Origin of the sequence: Streptosporangium sp. G11, assembly GCF_051192615.1 — a bacterium.
GTDB lineage: Bacteria > Actinomycetota > Actinomycetes > Streptosporangiales > Streptosporangiaceae > Streptosporangium.
This window is the reverse complement of record NZ_JBPJUQ010000008.1, coordinates 162,253-183,984: the sequence shown is the minus strand read 5'-3', so window position 1 is coordinate 183,984 and position 21,732 is coordinate 162,253. Positions and strand designations below refer to the sequence as shown.

15 protein-coding genes are annotated in these 21,732 nt (G+C 71.7%); 4 read left to right on the top strand and 11 right to left on the bottom strand.

Translation table 11 applies throughout. The annotated features are described in order from the left end of the window. The first annotated feature begins 154 nt into the window (after positions 1 to 154). Positions 155 to 742 carry a phosphopantetheine-binding protein gene (locus ACSDR0_RS11365; RefSeq protein ID WP_435288788.1) on the top strand — a complete coding sequence of 196 codons (588 nt, stop codon included), beginning with the start codon at positions 155 to 157 and terminating at the stop codon, positions 740 to 742. 131 nt (positions 743 to 873) lie between these two features. Further along, complete coding sequence (locus ACSDR0_RS11360) at positions 874 to 1,239, top strand: acyl carrier protein (RefSeq protein ID WP_435288728.1); 366 nt, start codon at positions 874 to 876, stop codon at positions 1,237 to 1,239. 165 nt (positions 1,240 to 1,404) lie between these two features. Here ACSDR0_RS11360 and ACSDR0_RS11355 read toward each other — a convergent pair whose 3' ends face one another. After that, positions 1,405 to 2,397 carry an MBL fold metallo-hydrolase gene (locus ACSDR0_RS11355; protein WP_435288727.1) on the bottom strand — a complete coding sequence of 331 codons (993 nt, stop codon included), beginning with the start codon at positions 2,395 to 2,397 and terminating at the stop codon, positions 1,405 to 1,407. Positions 2,398 to 2,457: 60 nt separating this feature from the next. After that, positions 2,458 to 3,783 (bottom strand): carotenoid oxygenase family protein, encoded by a 1,326-nt coding sequence (locus ACSDR0_RS11350; RefSeq protein ID WP_435288726.1) that lies wholly within the window; start codon positions 3,781 to 3,783, stop codon positions 2,458 to 2,460. 86 nt (positions 3,784 to 3,869) lie between these two features. Here ACSDR0_RS11350 and ACSDR0_RS11345 point away from each other — a divergent pair, with 86 nt between their 5' ends. Next, positions 3,870 to 4,595, top strand: coding sequence for a PadR family transcriptional regulator (locus tag ACSDR0_RS11345; protein ID WP_435288725.1), 726 nt, complete (start codon positions 3,870 to 3,872; stop codon positions 4,593 to 4,595). Between the two features lie 288 nt (positions 4,596 to 4,883). Here ACSDR0_RS11345 and ACSDR0_RS11340 read toward each other — a convergent pair whose 3' ends face one another. Both ACSDR0_RS11340 and ACSDR0_RS11335 read right to left on the bottom strand, forming a co-directional pair. Beyond that, the gene (locus ACSDR0_RS11340) at positions 4,884 to 5,777 is read right to left on the bottom strand and encodes a serine/threonine-protein kinase (protein WP_435288724.1); all 894 of its coding nucleotides are present in this window, start codon (positions 5,775 to 5,777) and stop codon (positions 4,884 to 4,886) included. A 25-nt stretch (positions 5,778 to 5,802) separates the two neighbouring features. Further along, on the bottom strand, positions 5,803 to 7,770 hold the full coding sequence (locus tag ACSDR0_RS11335; RefSeq protein ID WP_435288723.1) for an HsdM family class I SAM-dependent methyltransferase: 1,968 nt from the start codon (positions 7,768 to 7,770) through the stop codon (positions 5,803 to 5,805). A gap of 84 nt (positions 7,771 to 7,854) precedes the next feature. Between ACSDR0_RS11335 and ACSDR0_RS11330 the strand changes: the two genes are divergently transcribed. After that, on the top strand, positions 7,855 to 8,658 hold the full coding sequence (locus tag ACSDR0_RS11330; protein WP_435288722.1) for a PP2C family protein-serine/threonine phosphatase: 804 nt from the start codon (positions 7,855 to 7,857) through the stop codon (positions 8,656 to 8,658). Positions 8,659 to 8,697: 39 nt separating this feature from the next. Here the strand turns inward: ACSDR0_RS11330 and ACSDR0_RS11325 are convergent, their stop codons facing one another. The 7 genes from ACSDR0_RS11325 to ACSDR0_RS11295 form a co-directional block, all read right to left on the bottom strand. Beyond that, positions 8,698 to 9,528 carry a phosphoribosylaminoimidazolesuccinocarboxamide synthase gene (locus tag ACSDR0_RS11325; protein WP_435288721.1) on the bottom strand — a complete coding sequence of 277 codons (831 nt, stop codon included), beginning with the start codon at positions 9,526 to 9,528 and terminating at the stop codon, positions 8,698 to 8,700. Between the two features lie 272 nt (positions 9,529 to 9,800). Further along, positions 9,801 to 10,163, bottom strand: coding sequence for a DUF488 domain-containing protein (locus ACSDR0_RS11320; RefSeq protein ID WP_435288720.1), 363 nt, complete (start codon positions 10,161 to 10,163; stop codon positions 9,801 to 9,803). Positions 10,164 to 10,294: 131 nt separating this feature from the next. Beyond that, positions 10,295 to 12,226 carry a serine/threonine protein kinase gene (locus ACSDR0_RS11315; RefSeq protein ID WP_435288719.1) on the bottom strand — a complete coding sequence of 644 codons (1,932 nt, stop codon included), beginning with the start codon at positions 12,224 to 12,226 and terminating at the stop codon, positions 10,295 to 10,297. 130 nt (positions 12,227 to 12,356) lie between these two features. Further along, positions 12,357 to 17,459, bottom strand: coding sequence for a DNA repair ATPase (locus tag ACSDR0_RS11310; RefSeq protein WP_435288718.1), 5,103 nt, complete (start codon positions 17,457 to 17,459; stop codon positions 12,357 to 12,359). Then, a complete protein-coding gene (locus ACSDR0_RS11305) occupies positions 17,456 to 19,591 on the bottom strand; it encodes a flotillin family protein (RefSeq protein WP_435288717.1) in 2,136 nt (711 codons plus the stop codon). The genes ACSDR0_RS11310 and ACSDR0_RS11305 overlap by 4 nt, the downstream gene beginning before the upstream one ends. A 13-nt stretch (positions 19,592 to 19,604) precedes the next feature. After that, entirely contained in the window at positions 19,605 to 20,216 is a 612-nt protein-coding gene (locus ACSDR0_RS11300; RefSeq protein ID WP_435288716.1) for a hypothetical protein, read from the bottom strand. 637 nt (positions 20,217 to 20,853) lie between these two features. Continuing rightward, complete coding sequence (locus ACSDR0_RS11295; RefSeq protein ID WP_435288787.1) at positions 20,854 to 21,615, bottom strand: PP2C family protein-serine/threonine phosphatase; 762 nt, start codon at positions 21,613 to 21,615, stop codon at positions 20,854 to 20,856. Positions 21,616 to 21,732 lie beyond the last annotated feature (117 nt).

The following is a 21,732-nucleotide window of genomic DNA, read 5'->3' as shown; positions in this document are numbered from 1 at the left end:
CGCGGGACTCGCCAGGGGATACCTCGGCCGCCCGGACCTGACCGCCGAGCGTTTCCTCGACGACCCGGAGGTGGGGCGGCTCTACCGCACCGGGGACCTGGTCCGGTGGCGCGCGGACGGCCTGCTGGAGTTCCTGGGCCGCGTCGACGACCAGATGAAGGTCCGCGGGTTCAGGATCGAGCCCGCCGAGGTCGAGGGACGCCTTCTCGCCCACCCCGGTGTGCGGCAGGTGGCGGTGACCGCCCGCGAGGACAGGCTGGTCGCCTACGTCGCGGGCACCGCCGACCCGGCGGAGCTCCGGCGCGACCTCGCCGAGGCGCTCCCGCCGTACATGGTTCCCGACGTCTGGGTGGCCCTGGACGAGTTGCCGGTGACCACAGGAGGGAAGATCGACCGCCGCGCCCTCCCCGCGCCCGGCCTCGACCTCGACGAGGACAGGCCCTTCGTGGAGCCCAGGAACGACGCCGAGATCCTCGTGGCGGGCGTCTGGCAGGAGGTGCTGGGCGTCGGTAAGGTCGGCGCGCTCGACGACTTCTTCGCGCTGGGCGGCCACTCGCTGCTCGCCGTGCGCGTCGGCTCCCGCCTGCGCACGGTCGCCGGGATCGACGTCCCCATTCGCGAGCTTTTCAGGAACCGCACGGTGGCCGATCTCGCGGTCACGGTGGAGCGGATCCTGATGGAGGAGCTGTCCGCGCTGACGGACGAGGAGGTCGCCCGGATGCTCGGCACGGACGGCTCCTGAGCGCGGTCCCCCTTCCCCTTCCCCTTCGACTCCGACTCCGACGGTTTTCCCCCGCGACGACCGACGGGCCGGGGGAGAACCCGACCCCCTCCCCGGGGCTGGAACCCGGGGTCTCCCACTGGAGGTATTCGATGAGTCAGCAAGACGTCGCCGGTCCGGCGGGTCCGGTGGAGCCCGCCGGTCCCGCCGGGCAGACCGCGGTGGCCGAACGGGCCGGGGAAGCGAGGGGGGAGGGCGTCCCCCTTTCCGGGGACCCTCTCCGGCTGTGGCTGGCCGGGGCCCTGTCCACGGCGTGTGACGGGGAGATCTCCGCCCAGGAGATTCTCGATTCCGACACCTCGTTCGTCGCCATGGGGATCACCTCGATCGCCACGATCCGCCTGGTCGACATCATCGAGGCGGAACTGGACGTCATGATCGACTTTGGGGGTGACACCTGGTTCCTCCAGGACCTGGACGCCCTGACCGCCTACCTGACCGACCTCCCCCGCCCCTGACCGACCTTTCCCGCCCCTGACCGACCTTTCCCGCCCCTGACCGACCTTTCCCGCCCCTGAGGGACCGCCGGACGCGAGCCCGGCGCTTTCTCCGGCCACGACCCCGTCCGGCGCGACCTTGTCACGCCGGAGGCGCCTTCCGCGGCCCCCGTGCCCTTGCCCCTGTCAGAGGTGACCCGCCGCGCGGCCGAGGGCGATCCCGGTGGTCTCCTCGGGGTACGGCGACAGGCGCACGGCGTCGGAGGGAGACAGGAGCCCCGCGGTCACCTGCTCGCACAGACGGGCCAGGGCGGAGATCTCCGCGTGCTGGGCGACGACGAACGCGCGGCCGACCGGGTCGCCGTGACCGGGAACGACCGTGCCGCCGGAGCCGGAGCCGGAGCCGGAACTGGAACCGGCCGTGTCACCGTGACCGGGACTGGAGCTGGACGTGTCACCGTGCCGGAGGCCGGCCGTGTCACCGTGACCGGAACCGGTCGTGTCACCGTTCCAGGGGCCGGTCGCGTCGCCGGGGCCGTGACCGGAGAGGGCCGCTTCGCCGAGGCCGCCGTCGAGCAGGTCGAGCAGCCGGGTGATCGTGGCGGGCCATTCGAGGGGGTAGGCGTCCTCGTAGGCGGGCGGCGCGCCGTTCTCCACCAGGTCCCCGGCGAAGACCACCCCGGCGTCAGGCACGTGGACGACCAGATCGTTGCCGGAGTGGCCGCGGCCGAGGTGGGCCAGGACGATCGGGCGGCCCCCGACGACCAGCCGCGTCCGGTCGGTCACGAGGTGGTCCGGCGGCACGATCTCGGTTTTCGCGATGTCGTCGGCGATGTCGGGGCGCCCCAGGTCCCGGTAATAGCGTGCCCACTCGTCCCTGGCCCGGCCGCCGTTCTCGACCAGGTCCGCGCGGCAGCCCTCGTGCGCCCAGACGGGACGGCCGAGGAACGACCGGGTGCCGAAGCTGTGGTCGAAGTGCGAGTGGGTGATCGCCACCGTCCACGGATCACGGGTGATCCGCCTGACCTCCGCGAGCAGCTCCGCCCCCTGCCGCTCGTCCCCCCGCGTGTCGACCACCAGGCAGCCGCCGTCGCCCATGACCAGTCCCACCGACAGGTCCAGCTCGGCGTACCGCCGCACCAGCACCCGGTCCGCCACCTCGACCCATCGACCTTCCACGGGTCGCATTCTTCCCGATCGCCGAGGCCCCGTCCCTACCCCGGCCCGGGGGAGACGAGGTCAGGCGTCGGCGAACCAGGAGCCGTGGAAGCCCGCGGGCACCCGGCGCGGCAGCCGTACCGTCGCCACGGGCTCCAGCGTGCCGGCGTCCAGCACCCGCAGCGACGAGTCGCCTCCCGTCGTGACGATCGACATCAGCCAGCCGTCGTCCTCGGCACGCGCGTTTCCCGAGGGCACGAACACGGCCTCGCCCGTCGCGCCGCCGGTCTCCCTGATGTCGCTCGCGCCGGTGTTCGCGTCGTACTTGACGATCGCGTTGTGGGCCACGGTGTACAGGTAGCGGCTGGGGAGCCCGGTTCGTGTCGTGTTGACCGTGGGGAACTCGGTCGCACGGTCGTCGAGGCGCTCCTCCTTCGCGACGCCGCTCTCCGGGTCGAGCGTCCACCGGTGCAGGCTCGCTCCCAGCTGAAGGTCTCCCGAGGCGGTGGGGCCGGGAACCCCGCCCGTGCCGCCGCTGATCCTTTCCCACGCGTTCCGGAAGCTCCGCGGCGTGTAGCGGATCGCGTCGAGGACCACCCGGCCCGTGGCGTCCTCGTGGGCGTTGCCGACGTGGAAGACGTAACACGGGTCCACGTCGAACCAGCGCACCCGCCCGTCGACCCGGCTCATGACGCCGAGCCGGGCGCCGTAGGCGTCGTCCCAGCGGTAGGGGAGGCCGCGGCGCTCCATGGCCACCTCCATGTCGAAGATCACCGGAAGGTCCAGCCAGACCACGTGGTTCTCGGTGATCGCGAAGTCGTGCATCATGGTCGGCCCGGGGACCTCGATCCGCCGGCTCTCGACCAGCTCGCCGCCGGCCGACAGCCGGTGGTAGGTGAGGTACGGAGGGGCGAAGCCGTAGCCGAAGAACAGCAGTTCCCCGGTGCGCGGGTCCTCCTTGGGGTGGGCGGTCATGGCCGTGGTGAGTCTGCCGCCGAAGTCGCAGGCGCCGATCGTGCCCAGCTCCGGGCCGATCTCGTACGGCAGGCCGCTCTCGACCAGCGCGAGGAACCGGTCGGAGTGCCGGATCACGCTGGTGTTGGCGGTGACGGCGGCTAGGTCGCGCTCGCCGGAGTCCGTGAAGAACCGGGCGTCGTCGGTGAGCGCGGTGGTCCGTGTCCACCGGTTGCGGTACCACTCGGCGCGGCCGTCGCGCAGGCGGACGCCGTGGAGCATGCCGTGCCCGGCGAACCAGTGACCCGGGTCCTGCCCCGGCAACGGGTTGGGGCCGTTGCGGAAATAGCGCCCGGTCAGCTCGGTGGGGAGAGTCCCCTCGACGGGAAGGTCGTGGGCGTCGATCTCGTCGGGAACCGGCGCTAGATCGCCCTGCAGGTAGGACGGGGTCATGATCCCTCCTTGATATTCCACTAGTGACATGTCGAACGTAGAACTTCCATAACTGACATGTCAATACAGGAATGTAAGATGCCGTCATGAGCCTCCGACACGCGATCCTGGGTCTGCTCTCCGAGGGCCCGGCGAGCGGCTACGACCTGATGAAGGTCTTCGAGATCTCCCTTGACAACGTCTGGGCCGCCACCCAGAGCCAGCTCTACGGCGAGCTCGGCCGCCTCGCCGACGCCGGGCTGATCGAGGTCGTCGCCGAGGGGCCGCGAGGTCGCAAGGAGTACGCGCTGACGGAGCCCGGCCTGGCCGAGCTGCGTCACTGGCTGATCGAGGTCGAGCCCGAGCAGGTCCGTCGCAGCGACATGCTGCTCCGGGTCTTCTTCCTGGGCATGGTCGATCCCGCCCAGGCCGGCGCCTACCTGGCCCGGCAGGGCGCCGTCGCGGCCGAGCAGTACGAGCGGCTCAGCCGGATCCGTCCGCTGACCGAGGGGTCCGAGCGGCTCTCCGTCTACGGGAGGCTCGCCCTGGAGTGGGGCCTGCGCGCCAGCGCCATGCAGCGCGAGTGGGCCGAGTGGGCCGCCCGCGAGATCGAGACCGCCGCCTCCGGCGAGGCCACCCGGGACGCGCGGACGGCGCAGGATGGACAGACAGCGCAGAACACTCAGAACGTGCAGACCGGGCCGGGCGCGGCCGGGCAGGCGGCGCGGGACGCCAGGGTCGCGCGGTCCCGGGGCGGGCAGACCCCGGACGCCGAGCGGCCGGATCCCGGCCGGGAGACGTCGGAGGCCGACAGGGCGACCGCCGACCGTTAGGAACTCGCGACGGGGATTTCGGCGGCGAGGGCCGCGGAGCACGCCCTGCGACGCCACAGACGCCACGCGCCGGGTTTCGCTGGGTTTCGCCAGGCTCTGTCGGGCTCCGTCGTTTTCGTCACGCGGCCACGCCACCGCGCTGCGATGCCAAGCGTCCGCCGGGCTCCGCCATGCATCCGCCGGAGTCCGCCGGAGTCCGTTGGAGTCCGTTGGAGTCCGCCGGCCTCTGCCAGACTCCGCCACGCGTCCGTCGGACCCCGTCGACCCCGTCGACCCCGTCAGACCCCGTCAGGCCAGGACCCGGCCGACCATCCGCGCGTACATCCGCCCCGGGCTCGGCGTCGACGCCGGATGCAGGAAGCCGGGAAGCATCGGCAGGTCCACCGCGAAGGGCTGCAGCCGCTCGTAGAGGACGTCTGCGCCCGCGGGGCGCTTGCCGGGGTCCTTCTCCAGCAGCTCGGCGACCAGGCGGTTCAGCTCGTCCGGGACCCCGGGCACCTCCGGCGGGCGTTCCTTCACCTGGCGTTCGAACACGGCGTACTCGGTGGGGCCGGTGAACAGCTGGCGGCCGGTCAGCATCTCGTGGATCACGCACCCGAGGGCGTAGAGGTCACTGCGGGGGCCGGACAGGCCGCGCTGGATCTGCTCGGGCGCCATGTACGACGGGGTGCCGAGGATCTGGCCCACCCGGGTGAACTGGGTCGAGCCGGACTCGCGGAGCACGGCCAGGCCGAAGTCGAGGACCTTCACGCTCCCGTCGGGGCAGAGCATCAGGTTGGTCGGCTTCAGGTCGCGATGGTAGATGGACAGCGCGTGGGCGGCCGTCAGCACCGCGCAGGCCTGGGCGGCGATCGCCGCCGCCCAGGGCACCGGGAGCGGGCCGTGCTCGCTGACCACGTCGGCCACGGTGACACCCTCGATGAACTGCATCACCTGGAACAGCCGCTGATCGAAGGTGCCGAAGTCGTACAGGACCGGAGCGCCGGGGTGCTCCAGCCTGGCCAGGATGCGGGCCTCGCGCAGGAAACGCCGCTTCAGCTCCTCGTCGGGGCCGGTGAGGAACTTCAGGAACTTGACGGCCACCCTGCGGTCGAGGTGCTTGTCGTGGCCGCCGTAGACGGCCCCCATGCCCCCCTGGCCAAGTGGGAGGTCGTCGAGCACGTATCGGTCGCCGATGACCATCGACCCTCCCATGGACCTGCGGGCGTCACGCCCCTTGGTCGCACGGCCGGAGATGGCCGTCGACCAGTCCGTCAAAGCCTAGCCGGATGAGCGTTTCCCCCAGCGTCCGCGTTTCGCGCAGTCTGTCCTCCAGCTCGAACAGCTCGCGGAAGGCCGTACCGTACATCCGCTGGTCCGACAGGGGCAGCATGGGCACCCGCGCCCGCCGCACGTCGAGGCGGCTGGAGCTGGGATGGATCCTGGCCGCGTCGGCCGAACGCAGGAAACCGGCCAGGAAGCCGGAGTCGAGCCGCTGCGGGTCGACCCGGTAGAGCGTGAGTTGCGGGCCGAGCGCCGCGCCGCTCTGGGTGATCATCCTGACCGCGCCCAGCACGGTGGTCACCACGTCGCCCGGCCTGACCATGACCAGGGCCGGGTCGAGGGTGGTGCGGCCCGAGGGGGGCGCACCCGCCGCGGTGTCGTCGGCGGTCAGCACCGGGAGCGGGCCCTCGTCGGCGGACATCCTCGGCGGCGCCTGCAGGATCGTGATCAGTCCCGCCTTGGCCAGCTCGCCGACCGTGGTGGTCGGCAGGTCCTGCCGCTCGGCGAGCGGCTGGAGGGCGGGGGTGGCGTCCGACAGCAGGGCCGAGGTCTCCTTGAACCTGGCCAGGGCGTCGGTGAAGTCGCGCAGGAGGTCGAGGCCGCCGTGCTGCGGGCGGTGCCTGGACGGGGCGAGGTCGACCTCGTCGTCGAGCAGGTCGATGATCCGCACCGTCCGGCTCTCGCCGGACAGCTCGGCCTCGGGGTCCTCCACGTACGCGCGCCAGGCGGGCTCCACGATCGACAGGTCCTCGCCGGCGTCCACCACCAGCAGCTGGGACGGCGGACGCCCGCCGTCGGGCCTGCGGAGCATCCACAGGTCGGGGCCGCCGGGCGCCAGCGTCATCACGGCCCGCAGCGCCCCCGCCCGGAGCAGGTTGCCGCGGATCCGCTTGCCGGGACGGCGGCTGGCGGCGGCAGTGGGCATCAGGATCGCGACCAGGCCGCCCGGCCTCACGCGGGCCAGGCAGTGCTGCACCCAGGCCAGCTCCGACTCCCCGCGCGGTGGCAGCCCGTACTCCCAGCGCGGATCGGTGGCGAGCTCCTCGTGCCCCCAGACGCGCTCGTTGAACGGCGGGTCGCAGACCACGGCGTCGGCGGGCTCGCCGGTCAGGCGGTCCTCGCGCAGGGAGTCGCCGGCGACGATCCGCGCCTCGGCTCCGCGCAGCAGCACCCGTACGGCGGCGAGCATCGCGTTCGTCTCGTTGATCTCCTGCCCCATCAGGACGCTCTTCCGTCCCGCCCCGGCACCCTCCTCCCGGTCCGCCGGAGCGTCTCCCCGCCGCCAGGCCCAGGATTCCGCGCCCAGCAGCAGCGTCCCGACGCCGCACGCGGGGTCGAGGACGACGCCCCCGTCCCCGGCCGCCAGCCGGACCATGAGCGCGGCCACGTCGTCCCTGGTGACCGGGAGCCGGCGGGAGTGGGCCTCGGCGTAGCGCTCGAACAGGAACTCGAAGACCTCCAGCGGGCCGCGTTCGGCGGCCAGTTCGGCCACCAGCCGGACAAGAGCCAGGTCGTCCAGGCGGAGATCGGCGGAGCCGGGAAGGTCCGTCGTCACCTCGGCCACGCGGGTGAGAGACTTCGTGCCATGATCACGCCAGGCGGTGGGTTCGCGGCGCAGGAACAGCAGGAACGCGCCGACCTTGGCCACCAGCTCGCCCAGCCTGAGGTCGTCGACCGAGGTGCGCATCCGCTGCCAGACCAGGTCGCCGAGCGAGACCTCGAACGACTTGCCGTTCGCGCGCAACCACACGGCGATCTCGGGCAGGGAGAACAGCGGGCTGGAGGTGGTGCCGCCCACCGGCTGGGGAAAGTCCTCGTGGCGGCGGCGCCAGTTGCTCACCGCAGCCCTGCCGACCCCGGCGAGCCGGGCGATGTCGCCCGCGTTCACGGTGATCTCCTGGCTCTCCTCCATGGTGGGCCACAGTAGTTGACTGTGCCGCAACGGTCTACAACGACTTTGCTTGTGAAGTGCTTCAACCAATGATTTACTGCCCTCATGGCACTGAACCAACCACTTGCACTGCGCTACGCGGCCCGCTCCGACGTGGGTGTCCGCCGTGAGGCGAACGAGGACTCGGGCTACGCGAGCGCGCGCCTGCTCGCCATAGCCGACGGCATGGGTGGTCATGCGGGTGGAGAGGTCGCCAGCTCACTTGCCGTCACAGCCATGGCGAAGCTTGACGACACCCTGCCCGCCGACGGTGTCGACCTGCTCGCCGCGCTCAAGGGCGCGGCGAGAGACGTGAACCACACGCTGCGCGACATGAGCGAGCAGGATCCCACGCTTCGCGGCATGGGCACCACCTTGACCGCCATGCTCTGGGACGGCGCCACCTTCGCCCTGGCCCACGTCGGCGACTCCCGTGCCTACATGCTGCGCGACGGGGCCCTTTACCAGATCACCCACGACCACACCCTGGTCCAGTCGCTGGTGGACGAGGGGCGGATCACCCCGGAGCAGGCCGCCGAGCACCCTCGCCGGTCGATGGTGCTGCGGGTCCTCGAAGGCACCGGCGACGGCGAGCTCGACCTGTCGCTGCGCGAGGCCTTCCCCGAGGACCGCTACCTGCTCTGCTCCGACGGCCTGACCGCCGTGGTCGGACCCGAGACCCTGTTCAACACGCTGACCGAGATCTCCGACCCCGACGAGGCCGCCCGCTGGCTCATCGACCTGGCCAACCGGGGCGGTGGCCCCGACAACATCACCTGCATCGTGGCCGACTTCGGGACGCCCGGCGAGGCGGCCCAGGCGGGCCCGACCATCGTGGGCGCCGCCGTCGAGCGGAGGCTCTCCCTCTGAACCGGCGGGCGCCGGCGGGAGGTCATGCCCCCCGGGCACTCACCAGGTCTTGCCGGTGATGCGCTCGTACGCCTCGATGTAGCGCTCCCGGGTGACCTCCACGACCTCGGCGGGCACCTCCGGGGCGGGCTCCTTCTTGTCCCAGCCCGTGCCGGTCGCCCAGTCGCGCACGTACTGCTTGTCGAAGGAGAACTGCGCGTGGCCGGGCTCCCACCGGTCGGCGGGCCAGAAGCGGGAGGAGTCGGAGGTCAGCACCTCGTCGCCGAGCACGAGCGTGCCGTCGGCGGCCCGGCCCAGCTCGATCTTGGTGTCGGCGATGATGACGCCCCGCTCCGCGGCGAGCTCGGAGCCGCGCCGGTATACCTCCAGCGTGATCCGCCTGAACTCCTCGGCGGCCTCCGCGCCCTCCAGGGCGACGACCTCCTCGAAGGAGATGGGCTCGTCGTGCTGCCCCAGCGGCGCCTTGGTGCTCGGGGTGAAGATCGGCTCGGGAAGCCTGGAGCCGTCGACCAGCCCTGGCGGCAGCGGCACGCCCGACACCGACCCGTGCGCCTGGTACTCCTTCAGCCCGCTGCCGGTCAGGTAGCCGCGCGCGATGCACTCGACCTGCACCATGTCCAGCCTCCGGCACCGCACCGCACGCCCCTCGAACTCGGCGGGCACGTCGGTCGCCGAGATCACGTGGTTGGGCACGATGTCGGCGAGCTGCTCGAACCACCACAGCGACAGCCGTGTGAGGATCTTCCCCTTGTCGGGGATCGGGGTGGGCAGGATCACGTCGTACACCGACACCCGGTCGGACGCCACGAGGACGATGTCCCCGCGATCCTCGTAGACGTCGCGGACCTTCCCGGAATGAAGAAGCTTCACTGCGTTCCTTGCTCTCGCTCGACCCGGCGGCCGTCTGCGGGCCACCGGTCGCTGACCGACACCTGCTCACCGTATTCGACACCCGGTGGCGACCCGCGCCCGCCCTGCCGGACGACCGGCCCCGCCTTCGTTCCCGTGCCGGGCTCGTCAGGGACGGCGCCCGACAATCCGCGGCGGGCCGGCACCACGGCCTCGCTCGACTCCGCGGCGGCCCGGCGAGGATCATGGCCCTGCTCGACTCCGCGGCGGCCCGGCGAGGATCACGGCCTCGCTCAACTCCGCAGCAGGTCGGCGAGCACCACGGCCTCGCTGATGTCGGCCTGCCTGGTCGCGGTCAGGAGCGTCACCGTCCGGCTCCTCGCGATCTCCCGCAGGTGCTCCAGCGCCGCGGCCCGCTCGGGATCCTTGAGTTCGGCCCGGTAGCGGCGGCCGAACTCCTCGAACCGGGCCGGATCGTGGCCGTACCACGTGCGCAGCTCGGTCGAGGGCGCCACCGCCTTGCACCACTCCTCCAGGTGCGCCTTCTCCTTGGACAGCCCGCGCGGCCAGATCCGGTCGACCAGTACCCGGGCACCGTCCTGGGGCGCCGGCTCCTCGTAGACCCGGCGCACCTGTACTTCTGGTTTGGTAGTCATACGGTGACCATTCCCAGGCGACCGGCGAGAGCAGCCACAGGTGGTGCAAACATCGCCGCTCGACAGGCCGAGGCCGGCGGACGGAGCCAGGGTGGTCCACCTCGGGGATCTCGACGATGGCCTGGACGCGCCTACTCGGCGCTGCGGCCCTCTGTTCCGGCGATGCCGATCGTGCCGGTCGAGCCGCGCAGGCCGAAGCCGTACCGGTACTTCTGCCGTGCCTGCGGGGTCGTGAGCACATCGCCGATGTCGGCGGTGATCAACCGGCGCCACACCCCGCCGGTCTCGGCGTAGGAGGTGATCCTGTTGCCGGACAGCAGCAGCGCGAAGCGGTCTCCGGGTTCGAGGGCCAGCGAGGACTGGCCGGGGGTGTCGAGGTAGGCGCCGTTCACCCGGACGTTGATCCCCGTGTCCTTGCGCGTGTTGTTGTACCAGGCGGTCACGTAGTCGTTCCCGCCCTTCACCCAGCCTACGAAGACGCTGTCCTCCGGCTGCCCGGTACCGGCGAACGTGCCGGTGGTCAGCACGCTGACCGCGTCGCCTGAGGACGGCGTTCCGGTCCCGGCGACCAGGCCGAAGAACGGCACCGAGCCGGTCCCGGAGAACTTCCCCGACCCGGCGGTGGTCACCGGCAGGATCTCGTTGCCGTTCTCCCGGTACGCGGCGTACTGCCCGGAGGTGTCGTCGGCGAATTTGTCGACGACATCGACCTGGGGGAACGCCGCGAGGTCGAGGGACGCCCCCGCCTTGGGCGCGCTCGCCGCCTCCTGCTCGCCGAACAGGGGCGGCACGAGCAGCACTCCGGCCGTCAGGGCCAGGGCCGTGACCGTCGCCGCAACCGCGATCACCGGCCCCCGGGAGCGTCTCCCGGAAGGCCCGTGACGCGCCGGCCCGGTGGACGGCGAGGTCGGGTCGCCGTCAAGGTCGCCACGCCCCCCGGGGGTGAGCCCCGATCCGGCGACCGGGCCGGCGAGGGCGGACGGATCGACAAGCGTGCGCCCGCCGTGCTGCGCCCCCGCGGGGATGCCGGGCCGCGCTCCCGGATTCCGGTCGGGGTAGGCGACCGTGTTCCCTCCCGGCCACCGCTCGCCCCCCTGCGGTCCTCCCGGCCAAGGGCCGTCCGGCGGCCACCCGTCCGGCCAGGGCCCGCCCGATGGCGGCCTGCCCGACGGCGGACCACCCGATGGGGGCCCGCCCGGCCGTGACCCCTCCGCGAGCCGCTCCCCGGGATCCCGCCCGCCCGTGAGCGGCCGGGCCACGTTGTCGCCGGTGAGGTCGCGGAGCAGGCCGGCGGCGGTCGGGCGGGCCGCCGGGTCCTTGGCCAGGCAGGCCGACACCAGTCGGCGCAGCGGGTCGGGCAGGCCCGAGACGTCGGGCTCGCCCGACAGGATCGCGTGCAGGATCGCCGGGACGCTGTTCGCGGGGAAGGCCGGCCGCCCGGTCGCGGCGAAGATCATCGTGCTGGCCCACGAGAACATGTCGGAGGCTCCCGTGAGCGGCTCGTCCGCGATCTGCTCCGGAGACATGTAGGCGGGCGTACCGGCCAGCTGATCGCTGCTCGTCATGTGGTCGAGCGCGCGGGCGATGCCGAAGTCGATCACGACCGGCCCCTCCGGGCCGAGGATCACGTTGCCCGGTTTGAAGTCCCGGTGCACGACCCCGGCCCGGTGGATCGAGGCCAGCGCGGTCAGCGTGGCGACCGCCAGGCGCTCCAGGCCGCTGCCGGCCCGTGGCCCGCCGGTCCTGACCAGCTCGTCGAGCGAGGGGCCCGGCACGTACTCGCTGACGATGTACGGCCGCCCGTCCGCCACCCCGGTCGCGATGACCCTGGCCGTGCAGAACGCGGCCACGCTCGCCGCGACCTCCGCCTCGCGCAGGAACCGCCGCTGGATCGCCGGGTCGGCCGCGAGCCGGGCGTGCAGCACCTTGACCGCCACCTGCGCCCCGCCGGGCGACTCTCCCAGGTAGACCGCGCCCTGCCCGCCCTCGCCGAGCAGCCGCGAGACCCGATGGTCACCGATCCGCTCCGGCGTTCCGGACCCCGGCCCGCGAGGACCCGTCACCGCTCACCCCGCACCATCAGATGATCTTCTTGTGTCGCGCACAGGCTACTCCGGCGCTTTTGGCGGCGCTGGAAAACACTGACATTTCGTATAGTCCTCCAACTAAAACGTCACGCGTCTCCCGGCGGGTTCACGCCTCGGGGGACAGGCGGTCGGCGGCGTGTTCGATGGCGGTGCTCACCCGGTCGGCCAGCAGGCCGACCGCGCCGACCGCGCGGGTCATCGGGTCGTCCTCGGCGCCACCGAGGGCCTGGGAGCGCAGGTAGGCGGTCTTCACCTCGGCCCACCGCGCGGCCTGTACGGGGGTCATGGTGCCGCGCAGTTCGGCCAGTTTGAGCAGGTTGGCCTCCGCGCCCGAGGTGAGGGTCTGTGCCTCGCCGAGGTAGTGGTCGTCGATCACGGCCTCCAGCTCGGCGTCGTTCATCACCGGGACGACACGGGCCGCGAGCTTGTTCATGTTCCGGTACGAGCCCTGGAGCTGGAACGGCGGCTCGGTCCGCGACGCGTCCGACTGTGCGGCCGAGGCGATGTACGCCTGGTTGTTGGCCAGCACCACCCGCTGGATCCGCAGCAGCTTGCGCAGCACCGCGAGGACCTGTTCCAGCTCCACCGAGGAGTACGGGTGGGAGAGCTGGTCGGCCCGCACCCCCGAGTCGCCCCGCGCCAGCCGTACCAGGAGGCGGATGTCGCCCCGGTCGCGGGTGGAGAGCGGCGACAGGACCGGGTTGGAGGTCAGCGCGTTGTCGATGTAGCTCAGCGCGAACAGCTCGTCCCGCCCCGACAGCACGTCGCCGAGGTTCCACACGTCGGCGCGGTTGGCGAGCATGTCGGGGATGCGGAAGCGCCTGCCCGACTCGGTGTACGGGTTGCCCGCCATGCAGACCGCGAAGCGCTTGCCCCGCAGGTCGTAGGTGCGGGTCCTCCCCTCCCAGACGCCCTCCATCCGGCGCTGGCCGTCGCACAGGGAGATGAACTTCTGCAGCAGTTCGGGGGAGGTGTGCTGGATGTCGTCCAGATACAGCAGGACGTTGTTGCCCATCTCCAGCGCGAAGGAGATCTTCTCGATCTCCTGCCGCGCCGTCGCGTCGGGCGCCTGCGCCGGGTCCACCGAGGTCACCAGATGGCCCAGGGCCGGGCCGTTGACCTTGACGAAGATCAGTCCGAGCCGGTTGGCCACGTACTCCATGAGGGTGGTCTTGCCGTAGCCCGGCGGGGAGATGAGCAGCAGCATGCCCATCTGGTCGGTCCGCTTGGCGTCCCCGGCCGCGCCGAGCTGCTTGGCCAGGTTGTCGCCGATCAGCGGCAGGTAGACCTCGTCGAGCAGCTGGTTGCGGACGAAGGCGGTCATCACCTTCGGCTGGAACTCCTCCAGCCTCAGCCGCTCGCGTTCGGCCGCGACCAGCTCGTTGCGCCGCCTCTGGTAGGCGCGGTACGCGGGGACGCGGTGGTCGCGGAAGTGCCGGGTCCTGGCCAGGAACTCGTCCAGGCGCAGTTCCATCGCGCGCCCGGAGATCCGGGGGTGCGCGCCGAGCAGCCCCTCGACCGTGACGGTCAGCGCCGCCGAGGAGTCGTGCCGCGGCACCTCGCACAGCAGTACGGCCACCGCCTCCACCAGCTCCGCCGATCCGGCCCCCGGAGCCCGTCCCGCGCCCGCTTCCCGGACGGAGCCCGCGCCCGCTTCCCGGCCGGAGCCCGGGGCCGGGTCCAGGCCGGAGCGCGGAGCCGAGACGTCGAAGGCGGAGAGCCACGCCCCGGCCAGGCGGTGGCGTGCGGCGAGGTCGTCGCCGAGCGCCCGCAGGTCGTCCTCGAACTCTCCGCGCGCGGGTCCCATCGCCCGGTCGAACCGGTCGAGCAGCGACCGGGCCCCCGCGCTGGTCACGAACCCGAAGGGCTTGCCCGCCAACTCCTCGAAGAGATACTCCCCGGCCGGCTCGAAGACGGCCTCGCCTCCCGTCCCGTCTCCCGTGTCGCCGTGGAGACCCCGGCTGAAGGACGCGATCGCGGAGCCGAGGGCCGCGCGGGTCTCCTCCACCGCCTCCACCCTGCCGAACAGGGTCCGCGCCCGCGCGAGCGACGTCGCCCGGGTGGTCCACGCCGCGCGGGAGGCCTCGTCGGTGCCGAAGGCCCAGAAGAGCTGGGCGGCGGCCCTCGCGGCGGGCGGGTAGCGGAGCAGCCCCGCCCCCGCGTGCAGGCGGAGCGCGGCCTGGAGGATCGCGGTGGCGTCGTGGTCGTGCACGCCCCGCTCGTAACCCTCGTCGTACCGGGTCTCCGCCACCCGGCGGACGAGCTCCAGCAGCTCCTCGCCGGCCACCGCGGCCTCGTGCAGCGCGTCCAGGGAGACCGGCCTCCCGCCCGGGACAGGCGAGGCCGGGTCCCCGCCGGTGCCGGTGGACACCGGGGTTCCGGCCTCGGCGGCGGCCAGGATCGAGGCGGCCAGGTACTCGCCCCGATAGACCTCCGGAGACTCCGAGACCGTCAGCTGGTTCCAGAACGGCCGGGTGTCCTCGAAGGCCGCGTCGCGCACCGGGGAGCGGTAGTCGGTGCCGGTGACGGCGAACGCCATCCGGTCCTCGTGGGGGACCAGGGTGAGGTCGGCCGCCTGGGTGTTGACCGCGAACAGGTGGCGGCCGAGCCGGATGGTCTCCCCGCCGTCGGTGTAGAGGTCGAGCCGGTCGCGCAGGGCGCGGCCCGCCTCCTGGCGGGCCGACTTGATCCGGCCTTCGAGCTCCTCCGCGCGCACCTGGTCGCCCAGCGCGCGCAGCTCCCCGGCCACGCCCTTCAGCTTGAGCACCATCGGGTCGGACCCGAAGTAGGTGTTGACCTCGTCCAGCGACGCCAGCCCGGCCACCCGCCGCCGTACGCTCGACAGGATGCGGGTCGCGGAGTCGGCCAGCCGGTCTGCGCGGCGGGCCCGCTCGTCGAGCAGCGCCTGGCGGCGCGAGGAGAACGCCTCGTAGACGTCCTCCCGCTTGGAGGCCAGCTGCCCCAGGAAGTCGTCGAACTCGGCGAAGCGCGACTCCAGGTTCTCCAGCTGGAGCATCAGGCGGCCCAGCTGCTCGTCGCAGCGCTCGGGGGTGTCGGACATCGCCAGTGCCCCGGTGATCGCCTGCCCCAGCAGGGCGTACTCGGCCGCGAAGGCCGCCCGCCCCTCACCGGCCAGCAGCTCCCCGCGCCGGGCGGCCAGCGTGGCGCGGGCGCGGTTGACCCCGCCGAGCACCTCGCCGACCCGTTCCAGGATGGCGGTCCGCACGGTGGCGTCGGCGATGTCGAGCGTGCCGACCACCTCGACGACGATCTCCAGGCCCCGGGCCTGCCGCTCCAGCCGCTCGCCGATCGGCCCGGCCTCGGCCACGGTCGCGATGGCGCCCGCGTCGGAGACCAGCCGCTCGACCTCCGCGTGGTATCCGGCGAAGGCGTCGTCGCCCCGCAGGAATCCCGCCGCGCGCTGCGCGGTGCTGTCCAGCTCGGCCGTCAGCTCCGCGTCGAGCGTGTCGATCCCGGCGGTGTCGACGTGGCGCAGTTCGCGCAGGGTCACCAGGCGCCCCTGGGACTGCCGCAGCTCCGCCAGCCGGTCGATCCAGCCCTGCGCGGACCTGGGCGCCTCGCCGCGCGCGTGCCGTACGAGCGCGGTGACCTCGGTGGCGGCGGCCTCCAGCGCCTCGGCGGCCTGCCGGGTGAGCGACTGGACCTTCTCGAACTCGTCCAGCACCTGCTCGGCGGTGGCCCGCACGTCGGCGAGCGGCCCGCGCAGCCGGTGCTCGCCCAGCCAGTGGTAGTGGTCGAAGACCCGGACGCAGGAGGCGATCAGCGCCTCGAAGACCGGGATCGACGGCGCCATCTCCTCGACCATCCGCGCCACCGACAGGCAGTCGGAGATGCCGCGCACCAGCTCCGCGTTGCCGATCCGCTCCAGCGGCCCCGTGCCGACCGGGCGTCCCGCGGCGTAGACGTCCGACTGGTACGCCGTCTGCCAGACCTGCATGGGGTGGACGCGGGTGGGCTCGTCGGAGGTGGCCTTGAAGACGACCAGCGTGCCGTCGTCGAACAGCGAGTACCCGTGACAGGACAGCGGTGTCTCCACCCGCTTGCGGATCACGTTGTACGGCAGCAGCAGCGACCGCCCCTCGGCGCGGGCGTGGAAGACGTACAGCACGTCCTCGCCGTTGGGGGAGCGGATGACCCGCTCGAACTCCAGCTCAGACACGTCGGTGTCGAACGTCTTGCCGACCCCGGTGGACAGGTAGTAGCCGCCGGGGAAGATGATCCCCTGGTCCTCGGGCAGGCGCTGGCAGGCCTGCCCGATGCCGTCGAGGCGGACCACGCCCTTGGTCCGGGTGTTGAACACCAGGTGCCGCCACTCGGGCTCCTTGTACGGCCGCACGCGCAGCAGGATCAGCGGGCCGATCCTGGCGTGGTGGACCTCCGCGTCGGCGAGGCTCTGCAGCGGCTCCGTGACGGGCTCGCGGTAGACGCCCTCCCCGGTCTCGGTGTTGTTCTCGATCTTGATGGTGAGGTCGCCGCCGACGGTCTCGACGAACACCTCGCCCTCGATCGAGATGTGCGGGTGGCGGCCGAGTACGTGGTCGTCGCGGGTGGCCGGGATCCACTCGAAGTCGTGCGAGGGCGGGAACGTGTGGTCGCGTTCCCCCCGGTCGTCGACGTACGAGAGCGTGCCGTCCGCCCCGACCTGCCAGCGCAGCACGCGGGTGTCCTGCGGGCCGGTCTGGAAGACGGCCAGCATCTTGCCCTCGACGCGGCGGAGCTGGAGCAGCCGGGTCTCCCGGTAGTACCGGTAGAGCTCGGAGAAGTCCCGCTCGAAGCGCGGGTCGCGGAACATCGGCGCGGGATCGAACCGGAACGCGTTCCCGGTGCCCCCTGTGCCTCCCGCGCCCCCGCCGTCCCGTACGAACGTGTGCACGGAGAAGACGTCCTCGACGGCCGTCTCCGGCTTCATCCCGATGAACACGTTGTAGCCGAAGAGCATGAGCCCGCCGACCGACACGATGTCGCGCGGCACGCAGTTGTTCTCGGTGCGTATCCGCTCGGTGCCGATCAGGCGCAGCTCGGCCCCGCCGAACACCGCCAGGCGCTCGGCGTTGAGCGCGTCGGACTGCCGGGCCAGCTCGGCGGCCTGCTCGGCCAGCCGGGCGCGGAGCACCTCGTAGGTGCCCGCGTCCAGCCCCGCCCCCTCGCCGGGGGCGCCGGTGACGGCCTCCGCCGTGGAGGACGTCACTGCTTGACGGAACCGGTGGAGTTACCGGCGTTGGCGGTGCCGAGCGCGGCGACGGGCACCTCGGTCGTGGTGGCCGCCTGGGCCTCGCCCAGCAGGCCGCGCAGCCTGTCCGCGTCGGGGCCGCCCTCCTTGATCATTTTCATCAGCAGCGCGGACAGCGAGAGGTTCCGCACGTCGGCGGTGTCGATCGAGCCGAGGGCCCTGCCCAGGTCGGCGGGGAGGCTCGCCGAGCCGTCCAGGTACGGTCCGGCCAGCGTGCGGGCGACCTCGGAGTGCTCCACGAAGCCGTCCACGGCCTTGCCCATGGTGATCGAGCTCATCAGCCGGTCGAAGAACACGGTGTCGCCGCCGACGATGTCGATGTTGGCCTTGGACAGTCCGGCCGCCACCACGGAGGCCTGCGCCTCGGCGATCTTGAGCTGGGCGTTCACCCCGGCGAGGCGGATCTCCTTCTCGGCCTCCAGGCGCAGGCGGTACTCCTCGTGGGAGCGGGTCGCGTCGGTGAGCGCGGCCATCGCCGCGGCCTTCTCGGTGAGACCCTCGGCCTCGGCCTTGAGCTTCTCGCCGACCGTCGCGGCGGCGGCCAGCGCCATGGCCTGCTCGCCCTCGGCCTCGGCCTTGAGCCTCTCGCGCACCGCGGTGGCCGCGGCGTGGGCCCTGGCCTGCTCGCCCTCGGCGACCGCCAGCGCCTTCTCCCGCTCGACGGCGGCCTCGGCGCGGCCGACCTTCTCGATCGCCGCGGCGTCCCGCTCGCGTACCTGCACCTCGGCCAGACCGGCCGCGGCCGCCTCGGCCTGCACGCCCTCGGCCAGGCGGATCTTGGCGCGGGCGTCGAGCTCGGCGGCCTGCTGCCGGGACTCGGCCAGCACCAGCGTCTCGCGCGCCCTGTGCTTGGACGCGGCCTCGGAGGCCTCGGCCGCCTTGATGTCCTTGACCAGGCTCTCCTGCGCCTCGGCCTCGGCCTGGATGATCACGGCCTGGCGGGTCCGCTCGGCCTCCTCGACCACGCGCAGGCGCTTGATGCTCTCCTCCTGCTCGGCGACCGTCTTCTCCACGATGATCCGCTCGCGGATCACCTCGGCGATGGAGCGCTTCTCGCCCTCCAGCTCCTTGTCCTTGGAGATGCGCGACAGCTCGGTCTCCCGCTCGCGGGCGATGACCTCCAGCAGGCGGTCCTTCTCGATCCGCTCGGTCTCGATGGCGAGGACCCGCTCGCGGTTCTTCGCCGCCACCGCGATCTCGCGGGCCTGGTTCTCCTGCTGGACGCCGAGCTGCTCGTCGGTACGCAGGTTCGCGGCGTACGCCTTGAGCCGCTCCTCGGCCTGGACCTTGGCGGTCTCCGCCTCCTCGCGGGCGCGCATGGTCTCGACCTCGCGCTTCTGCTTGGTCTCCGCGTCGGCCTGGCGGCGCTCCAGCTCCAGGATGGCCTCCCGCGCGTCCACGTTCTGGCGGGTGATCTCCTTCTCCTCGCGCCGCTGGAACTCGTTGGTCCGCACGTGCTCGATGGCGGTCAGCTCAGTGATCTTCCTGATGCCCTGCGCGTCGAGGATGTTGTTCCTGTCCATGGACATCAGCGAGGTCTGCTCCAGGTAGTCGATGGCCGCGTCCTCAAGGCTGTAGCCGTTGAGGTCGGTACCGATGACCTGGATGATCTGGTCGCGGAACTGGTCGCGCTGGGTGTAGAGGTCCACGAAGTCGAGCTGCTTGCCGACCGTCTTGAGCGCCTCGGAGAACTTGGCGTTGAACAGCTCCTGCAGGGTTTCCTGGTCGCTCGCGCGCGCGGTGCCGATGGCCTGGGCGACCTTCACCACGTCCTCGACGGTCTTGTTGACGCGGACGAAGAAGGTGATGCGGATGTCGGCGCGGATGTTGTCGCGGCAGATCAGGCCCTCACGGCCGGTACGCGCGATCTCGATGGTCTTCACCGAGATGTCCATCAGCTCGGCCTTGTGGAAGATGGGCAGCACGACGGCGCCGGTGAAGGTGACGTCGACCTTGTTGATCTTCGAGACGATCAGGGCCTTGCCCTGTTCCACCTTGTTGAACAACCGGCTGATCATGAAGAGCATGCCGATGACGACGAGGAGGACGACGGCGAGGAGGATGCCGAGCCCGGTGGAGATGACGTCCAATGTGGTCCCTCGGTTAAATAGGCCGATCAGGGTCGAGTTCCGCGTCGTACGGCGTCACCCAGAAGAACTCGCCCGGGGAGTCATAGGCGAATATCAGGGCGACACTGCCGGCAGCGAAAACCTCGTCGCCGGTCTGCCGTACTTGAACGAGAGCGGAAGAGCCGTCGGCGGAGGTGACCTCGGCCTGGCCGAAGTCACCGCCGACGCGGCTCGTGCGGATGACGCACACGCGGCCCACGAAGTCGGCGCGGGAGGGGACGCGCTCCTTCGGGACGAGACGCCGCAGTGACAGGACGATGAGGCGAGTACACGCCCAGGCGCAGACCAGTGCCGCGACCAGTACGGCGACCAGGGCGGGGGTGCTCGTGAACAGCGTGCCGCCCACGAGGCTCGCGAACCACGCGACGACGACCAGCAGTGAGACGACCACCGCGGCCGGGACTCCGCCGAGTCCCAGACCACCCAGGAAGCCGCCGGACCCCGTCGCCTCGGACCCGTCACCGTCGCCACCGTCGAACCCGAACACCCCGAACACGACGAGCACCCAGTACGCGATGATCACCAGGAGCAGGAACGTGAACAGGACGGTCGGAAAAGACAGTGCGGCATCGACGAACGGGCCCATCGGCGTGTGAGATCCCCCTGCTGGTGTACCGGAACGTGCTCCCCCGAGCACGTATAGGTGACTATATACAGATAAAGATCTAGTAAAAGGGATAGTTCCCAAAATGGGGAAATATCCGCATAGATTCCACGTACGCAGGGGTTATCGACGTGCGGGGCCCACGCGGGCACGACCGGAGGCGCGCGGAGGCCGGGGGGCGTACGAGGGCCGGAGGCGAGCCGGGGGCATGAGAAAGCGGAGGAGCAGGAGCGGGGCTCCGCGTCCTCGGCGCCGTCCCGGAGAACCGCCTCGGGAGGTCAGGCGGGGCGAGTGATCATGTAGGCGAGACCGACGAGGATCACGACGGGAATGAGCCACACGATGGCCTCGATGGCGAACTCCTTGTACATGAGGAACATCCCTCCGGAGCGGTGATCGGCGAGGAGTGCCGGATTTTTGACGATAGCCGCTGTTCCCGGCCGCGACCAGGACCCACCGCGCACCGGGCCGGCCTCCACGGGTGAAGGGCTCCCGCGCGAGGGCGGCCTTGGGCCGGCGGCCCCCGCGAGGGCCGGGCACCGAGGCGGACCGGCCCCCAGGAGAGGGTCTCCATGAAGGCGCGGCCTCTACGGGGGGCGTTTCCGTGAAGGCGCGGCCTCTAGGAGGGGTTGGCCGAGCCGACCACCACCGCGGTGTCGGAGAGTTCCCCCTCGACCACGTCGGCGACCACGCAGGTGATGTTGTCGGGACCTCCCGCGTCGCAGGCGAGCGCGATCAGCTGCCGCGTCACCTCGTCGAGGTCGTCGACCTCGGCGAGCACCTGGCGGAGCCGCTCGGCGTCGACCACCCCGGACAGCCCGTCGGAGCAGAGCAGGTAGCGGTCGCCGATCTCGGCGTCCCGCAGGGAGAGGTCGAGCTCGAGATTGTCGCTACCGTCGAGGACCTGCAGCAGGATCGACCGGTGCGGGTGGCGGGCGGCCTCCTCGGCGGTGATCCGGCCGTCGTCCATCAGCGTCTGGACCAGGGTGTGGTCGTAGGTGATCTGATACAGGTCACCGTTACGCAGAAGGTAGGCGCGGGAGTCGCCGATGTGCGCAAGGGCGACGCGCGAGCCGTTCCAGAGCATCAGGGTCAGGGTGGTGCCCATGCCGGTGAGCGACGGGTCTTCCTCGACCAGCTCGCGCAGGCGCTGGTTGGCCTTGCGGACCCCGGCCTCGGCGGCGGCGGCGAGGTCGCCGGGGCACTCCTGGTCCAGGGACGCGACGGTGGCGATCGCCGCTGAGCTGGCGACCTCCCCGCCCACGTGGCCGCCCATCCCGTCGGCGACGGCGAGAAGCCGGGCGCCCGCGTAGGCGGCGTCCTCGTTGCCTTGCCGGATCCGGCCGACGTCGGAACCTGCCGTATAGCGCAGCGTGATCATCTGCACATCACTAGATCGTCGAGTTGCACGAGCTGAGCCGCTTTCGGACAGTTGGGATGGGCATAGGGCGAACCGCGATGTTCCACGATCCACTTAACACCATGGTGGCGCAAGCGG

Bases quoted from the DNA above. Each gene is read 5' to 3' on its own strand.
- ACSDR0_RS11300 (WP_435288716.1), bottom strand. From the start codon at position 20,216: ATGGGCCCGTTCGTCGATGCCGCACTGTCTTTTCCGACCGTCCTGTTC.
- ACSDR0_RS11295 (WP_435288787.1), bottom strand. From the start codon at position 21,615: ATGATCACGCTGCGCTATACGGCAGGTTCCGACGTCGGCCGGATCCGG.
- ACSDR0_RS11350 (WP_435288726.1), bottom strand. From the start codon at position 3,783: ATGACCCCGTCCTACCTGCAGGGCGATCTAGCGCCGGTTCCCGACGAG.
- ACSDR0_RS11365 (WP_435288788.1), top strand. From the start codon at position 155: ATGAAGGTCCGCGGGTTCAGGATCGAGCCCGCCGAGGTCGAGGGACGC.
- ACSDR0_RS11335 (WP_435288723.1), bottom strand. From the start codon at position 7,770: ATGGAGGAGAGCCAGGAGATCACCGTGAACGCGGGCGACATCGCCCGG.
- ACSDR0_RS11340 (WP_435288724.1), bottom strand. From the start codon at position 5,777: ATGGTCATCGGCGACCGATACGTGCTCGACGACCTCCCACTTGGCCAG.
- ACSDR0_RS11330 (WP_435288722.1), top strand. From the start codon at position 7,855: ATGGCACTGAACCAACCACTTGCACTGCGCTACGCGGCCCGCTCCGAC.
- ACSDR0_RS11360 (WP_435288728.1), top strand. From the start codon at position 874: ATGAGTCAGCAAGACGTCGCCGGTCCGGCGGGTCCGGTGGAGCCCGCC.
- ACSDR0_RS11345 (WP_435288725.1), top strand. From the start codon at position 3,870: ATGAGCCTCCGACACGCGATCCTGGGTCTGCTCTCCGAGGGCCCGGCG.
- ACSDR0_RS11320 (WP_435288720.1), bottom strand. From the start codon at position 10,163: ATGACTACCAAACCAGAAGTACAGGTGCGCCGGGTCTACGAGGAGCCG.